Genomic DNA, 5,304 nt, shown 5'->3' with positions numbered 1-5,304 from the left:
GTATAAGAGACAGGGGGTGGGAGGTTCCGGCGCTCCTCGCGTTCGCCGCGGTGTTCGTGGGACTGGCCGCGTTCAGCGTGAGCCGCCGCGAGTAGCCCCTGTGGTTGTTGGACTTGCCCGGTGCCTTCCACTACGACGGCGGGCACCGCAACCTGGATCCACGTCGAGGAGACTGCCTCATGAAGCTGCGTACGCCTGGCTTGTCGATGATCGCCGTCGTGGGGCTCCTGGCCCTGCCCGCGTGCAAGAAGGACGAAGCGGCCCCGCCCGCCGTGGCGGCTCCGGCTGTCGAGACGCCCCCCGCGCAGCAGGTGCCCCCTGCGGCGAACGCGGGCGCGGGAACGGGTGAGGCGGCGGCTCCGGCGCCCGCGGGCAACGGCGTGGTGAAGGGCACGGTGTCGTTCACCGGCACGGCGCCGGTGATGGCGGACCTGGCGCCCAGCGCCGATCCCGCGTGTGACGGTCGGCCGGAGAAGGAGCAGTCCGTGCTGGTGAAGGACGGCAAGCTCAAGAACGTGCTGGTGCGCGTGCGCGGCGCCGTGGCGGGAGCGCCCGCCGCGCCTTCGACGCCGGTGGTGGTGGATCAGTCCAAGTGCACCTACGTGCCGCGCGTGCAGGGCGCGGTGGCGGGGCAGCAGGTGGTGTTCAAGAACAGCGACGGCACGCTGCACAACGTGCGCGGCGTGGTGGGCGCGCGGCCGGTGTTCAACGTGGCCCAGCCGCCCTCGGGCGCGCCGGTGCAGAAGCCCATGCCGGCGGACGCGGAGGTGCTGCGCCTCAAGTGCGACGTGCACCCGTGGATGACGGCCTACGTGGTCAGCAACGCGAACCCGTACTTCACCACCACGGGGGATGACGGCACGTTCACCCTGACGGGCCTGCCCGCCGGCACGTACACGCTGGAGGCGTGGCACGAGACGCTGGGCACGAAGACGGCGGAGGTCACCGTGAAGGATGGTGCTCCGGCGGCCGCCGCGTTCACGTTCGCCGCGACGGACGCGCCCGCGAAGCCGTAGCGCGGGCTCGGGGGCCGGTGATGCCGGCCCCTTCCGTGCGTTGGACCTGAGAAGCCGGTCGCGTGGGTGTCGCGCGGCCGTGCACTGCGATGTGAAGCCAACGGCGCGCTCGCGGTGCTGGCGCATCGCCGTCCTCGCGGGCCCTGTGCCCACCGGGCGCCCAGAGGATTCGCGATGACGGCCCTCGCGGGCCTCCTTTCCATCAGGCGCTCCAGCGGATTCACGGTGCGGAGGCCCCATGCCTCCCAGTGCCTTCGCTACGCTTGAGGAAGCACTGGCGTGCTCGGCGGGCCCTTCTTGCGCACCGTGAAGCCCACCCGAGCGCCTCCGCCGGGCCGGTTCTCCGCGAACGTGTCCCCGCCGTGGGCCCGGGCAATCCGCTGCACCAGCGCGAGCCCCAGCCCCAGGGAGCCGGCCTCGCGCGCCTCGCCGCCCCGGTCCTTCCGGTAGAACGGCTGGAAGATGCGCGTCTCCTCGCCGGGCAGCAGCCCGGGGCCCCGGTCCTCCACGCAGAAGGCCAGGTGTTCCGGGCCGTGGTCCTGCAACCGGAGCGCTTCCACCCCGTTCCCGTGCCGACGCGCGTTGTCGAGCAGGTTCACCAACGCCCGGCCCAGCAGCGTCGCGTCCGCCAGCAGCGTCACGTCATCCGTCTCTGGCTGCAACAGCGTGGCGGAATGCCCGGCGCGCTCCAGCGCCTGGGCCGCGAGCACCCCCGCCTCCAGCGCCTTGGGCGTCAGCTGCCCGAAGTCCAGGCGCGAGCTCGCGAGCAGCTCGCCCACCAGCGCGTCCAGCTCCACCACCTCGCGGTCCACCTGATCCAACGTGCGCGGGTTGCCGCCGCCATCGCGGAGCAGCTCCGTCAGCACCCGCAGCCTCGCCAGCGGCGTGCGCAGCTCGTGGGACACCGCCGCGAGCAGCTCGCGCTGATCCGCCATCTGCTTCTCGATGCGCGCCGCCATGTCGTTGAAGGACTCGGCGAGCACCGCGAACTCGCCGGTGGCGTGGCGGTGGAGGCTCGCCCGCGTCCCCAGCTTGCCCGCGCCCAGCTCCTGCGTGGCCCGCACCAGGTGGTCTACCGGCCGCGCCAGCTTGTACGAGATGCCGCCCGCCGCCGTCCACAGCACGAGCACCGCGATGCCCAGGGGCAACACGCCGCGCAGGGGACTGTGCGAGCGCATGCGCAGGTAGCACGTCCGCGCCGTCCCCAGGAGCTCGCTCCCCCGCATCACCGGGAAGGACGTGTCCGGTTCGGCGCACGGCGCCCCTCCGCGCGCGACCACCGCGCCGGACACATCCGTCAGCTCCACGTCCACGTCCAGGTCGTTGGAGATGCTCCGCACGAGGGACGCGCGCTCGGCGGGCGCGTCCCACACCTCCGCGAAGCGGTGGCCCACGAACGAGCGCACGCGCTCCGTCTCCTGCTTCCACGTCGAGCCGCCCACCAGGTTCATCACCCCGGACACCACCATCACGGTCACGAGGATGGTGAGCCCGAACATGACGAACAGCCGCCGCCGCAGCCGCGCCTGCACGAAGGACCCCAGCCGCCCCAGGTGCCATGGTGGGCGGTGGTGGCCGTGGCGTCCGTGCCTGCCAAAGCGGGGGCGATGATGGGGCGGGACGCAGCCATCGTCGGGGTGATGCCGGTGGCGCCAGTCCATCAGGTGCCTTCCTTGGCGAAGACGTAGCCCACGCCGCGCACCGTCTTGATGAGGCGCGTGCCCACGTCCCCCAGCTTCTGGCGCAGGTGGGAGATGTGCACGTCCACCGTGCGCTCGCTCACCACCGTGTCGCTGCGCCCCGCCTCGCCCAGCAGCGCGTCGCGGGGAATCACCCGGCCGGCCCGGCGCACCAGCGCGAGCAGCAGGTCGAACTCCAGGCCCGTCAGGTCCACCGTGCGCCCCTCCACCCGCACCTCGCGCCCGGACACGTCGATGGACACCCCGCTCGACTCCAGCCGGTCCGCCACCGCCGAAGGCTGGGCCCGCCGCAGCACCGCGCGCAGGCGGGCGAGCAGCTCGCGCGGACCGAAGGGCTTGGGCAGGTAGTCGTCCGCGCCCAGCTCCAGGCCCACCACCCGGTCCGTCTCATCCCCCTTGGCGGTGAGCATCAGCACGGGGATGCGGCTCTTCGCCCGGATGCGCTTGCACACCTCCAGCCCATCCATGCCCGGCATCATCACGTCCAGCAGCACGGCGTCGAAGGCGTGGGCCTCCAGCGCCGCCAGCCCGCGTCCCCCGTCGGGCGCGTGGCTGACGGTGATGCCGTTCTGCCCGAGGTACTCCGCGAGCAGCTCGAACATCCGGGTGTCGTCGTCGATGAGCAGGACGCGGGTGGGCATGGGTGGCCGGAATCCTAACGCGCTCCCGGTGCTTCAGCGGGCCCCGCGGCATTCGGGGCCTGCCGCGCGTGCCAGTCCCAGTACGGCGGCGTCCCGTTGCGGTAGGCGGTGCCGCCCCAGTCGCCCCGGTGGCACGACGAGCGGTGGTGGCGGGCGAGGCTCGCGAAGCCGGAGGCGTAGCCTCCGATGGCACCCGCGGCGAGGAGGACGACGAGCAGTCGGTGTCTCATGGGAAATCTCCAGGAAGAGGGAGGTGTGGAAGAGGGGAGGCTTCAGACCATGGAAGGCGGGGCGTCATCGTGGCGGCCGCCCCAGCGGCCGCGTCCGCCGCAGCCCCGTCCCCGGCCAGCGCCGCGCCAGCCGTAGCCCCAGCCGTGCTCGATGATGTCCGCGAGCTCGCGGCGCTGACGCGGATCCAGCGCCTCGTGCACCGCCGACAGGCCGTCCTGCACGGAGTTGCGCAGCGTCTCCAGCGCCACGTCGTGGCGGCTGAACAGCTCGCGCAGCACGGCGCCGTCGAAGTGCTCCCCTCGCATGGAAGCCCCGAGCGCCGTGCGGCTGGGCCCCCACTGGTCGCGCGCCTTGGCGAAGGCCTCGCGCGCGTCCTCCACCGCCTTCACGATGACCTTCTCCTGGCCGGGGGACGTCTCCAGCCGCTCGAACAGCCAGCGCAGCCGGGGGCGCGCGCGCCACATCCCTCCGTGGCCGTAGCCGTGGTGGTGGCCATGGCGCCCCCGGCGCAGGGTGGCGAAGAGGCCGGCGAGGCATGCGGTACCGAATACGAATCCGAACATGGGTGTGGCTCCAGTAGGCAGGTCGGGCGCCGTCCAAGCGGGCCCGAGCCGTTTCTGACGGAGCACAAGGTAGAGAGCGGGTGTGAAGCCCACGCCCGGCTGGGGTGAAGAAGTATGAAGGCCCCCGGAAATCCCCATGGAATGCGCCGCGGACGTCCGGGTGTTCAGTCTCCGGGCCTCAACAAAGTCCTTCTGTCGGATGAAGGACGCCTGCTCGCACGATTCCTTCCTCTGGAGTGGTGTTCGCGCGGGAAGCAGGTAGAGTGCCCGGCGTGCCGGGGGCGATGTGCGTTTCCGGTACGGGTGGCTGGCGAGAGCCGGTCACCAGCTCAAAGCAGAGAAAGAGAAGAGACTCACAATGGCATTCGGTACTGTGAAGTGGTTCAACGACGCGAAGGGTTTTGGCTTCATCGCGCAGGACAATGGCGAAGACGTTTTCTGCCATCACACTGCGATCAACATGGATGGCTTCCGCACGCTGGCTGAAGGCCAGAAGGTGGAGTTCGAGGTCACCAAGGGCCCCAAGGGCCTCCAGGCGCAGAACGTCCGCGCCGCTCCTTGAGCGAAGCCCCGACTCTCCGCGACCGGTGAGTCACCGAAGCCCAGTCTCCCCCAGGGAGGCTGGGCTTTCGTCTTTTGGGCCGCAGGCCAGGCAGGCAGCCTGCGCGACGCGTCCCGCCAATGGCCGGGGTCTTCCCTACCTTCTGCCTTGAGGAGCGCGGCGTCGCACGCCGCCCCCAAGGAGAGGCGAACATGGGCGACACCAGCGTGAAGAAGGTCGAAAGCCGCCATTCCCCCAAGGGAGAGATGGGCCAGAAGTACCTGGCCTCCGGCGTCCGCGTGGCCATGCGGCTGTGGGAGGACGAGCCGCCCGCCGAGGCCAAGCCCGCCAGCGTCCGCGACTACGAGACCGTGGGCTACGTGCTCAAGGGTCGCGCGGAGCTGCACCTGGAGGGACAGGTCATCCTGCTCAACCCCGGTGACTCGTGGCTCGTCCCGCGCGGCTCCAGCCACACGTACAAGATCCTGGAGACGTTCTCCGCCGTGGAGGCCACCAGCCCCTCGTCCGCCGTGCATGGCCGCGACGAGCACTCGGAGGCCACGACGAAGGGGAAGGCCGCCAAGGCCTGAGCCGGGAGGCGGGGGAGGGGAC

Annotated in this window: 7 protein-coding genes; 3 read left to right on the top strand and 4 right to left on the bottom strand. The window is 71.3% G+C overall.

Annotated features, from left to right (window positions below):
• The first annotated feature begins 179 nt into the window (after positions 1-179).
• Positions 180-1,016, top strand: coding sequence for a beta-sandwich domain-containing protein (locus D7V93_RS37065; RefSeq protein ID WP_120647837.1), 837 nt, complete (start codon positions 180-182; stop codon positions 1,014-1,016).
• A gap of 257 nt (positions 1,017-1,273) precedes the next feature.
• On the opposite strand, the gene D7V93_RS37060 is transcribed toward D7V93_RS37065, so the two are convergent.
• From D7V93_RS37060 to D7V93_RS37045, 4 genes are read right to left on the bottom strand one after another with little or no spacing between them, the layout of a single operon-like run.
• A complete protein-coding gene (locus tag D7V93_RS37060) occupies positions 1,274-2,677 on the bottom strand; it encodes a HAMP domain-containing sensor histidine kinase (protein WP_120647836.1) in 1,404 nt (467 codons plus the stop codon).
• Positions 2,677-3,357, bottom strand: a complete 681-nt coding sequence (locus D7V93_RS37055) for a response regulator transcription factor (RefSeq protein WP_120647835.1) — start codon at positions 3,355-3,357, stop codon at positions 2,677-2,679. Before D7V93_RS37055 ends, D7V93_RS37060 begins: the two co-directional genes overlap by 1 nt.
• Positions 3,358-3,371: 14 nt before the next feature.
• Positions 3,372-3,587 (bottom strand): hypothetical protein, encoded by a 216-nt coding sequence (locus D7V93_RS37050; protein WP_120647834.1) that lies wholly within the window; start codon positions 3,585-3,587, stop codon positions 3,372-3,374.
• Between the two features lie 42 nt (positions 3,588-3,629).
• The gene (locus D7V93_RS37045; protein WP_120647833.1) at positions 3,630-4,151 is read right to left on the bottom strand and encodes a periplasmic heavy metal sensor; all 522 of its coding nucleotides are present in this window, start codon (positions 4,149-4,151) and stop codon (positions 3,630-3,632) included.
• 358 nt (positions 4,152-4,509) lie between these two features.
• Here D7V93_RS37045 and D7V93_RS37040 point away from each other — a divergent pair, with 358 nt between their 5' ends.
• A complete protein-coding gene (locus D7V93_RS37040; RefSeq protein WP_120610865.1) occupies positions 4,510-4,713 on the top strand; it encodes a cold-shock protein in 204 nt (67 codons plus the stop codon).
• Positions 4,714-4,904: 191 nt separating this feature from the next.
• A complete protein-coding gene (locus D7V93_RS37035) occupies positions 4,905-5,282 on the top strand; it encodes a cupin domain-containing protein (protein ID WP_120624411.1) in 378 nt (125 codons plus the stop codon).
• Positions 5,283-5,304 lie beyond the last annotated feature (22 nt).

The sequence above is a fragment of the Corallococcus llansteffanensis genome, from assembly GCF_003612055.1.
GTDB lineage: Bacteria > Myxococcota > Myxococcia > Myxococcales > Myxococcaceae > Corallococcus > Corallococcus llansteffanensis.
This window is presented reverse-complemented; position numbering and strand designations above follow the sequence as displayed.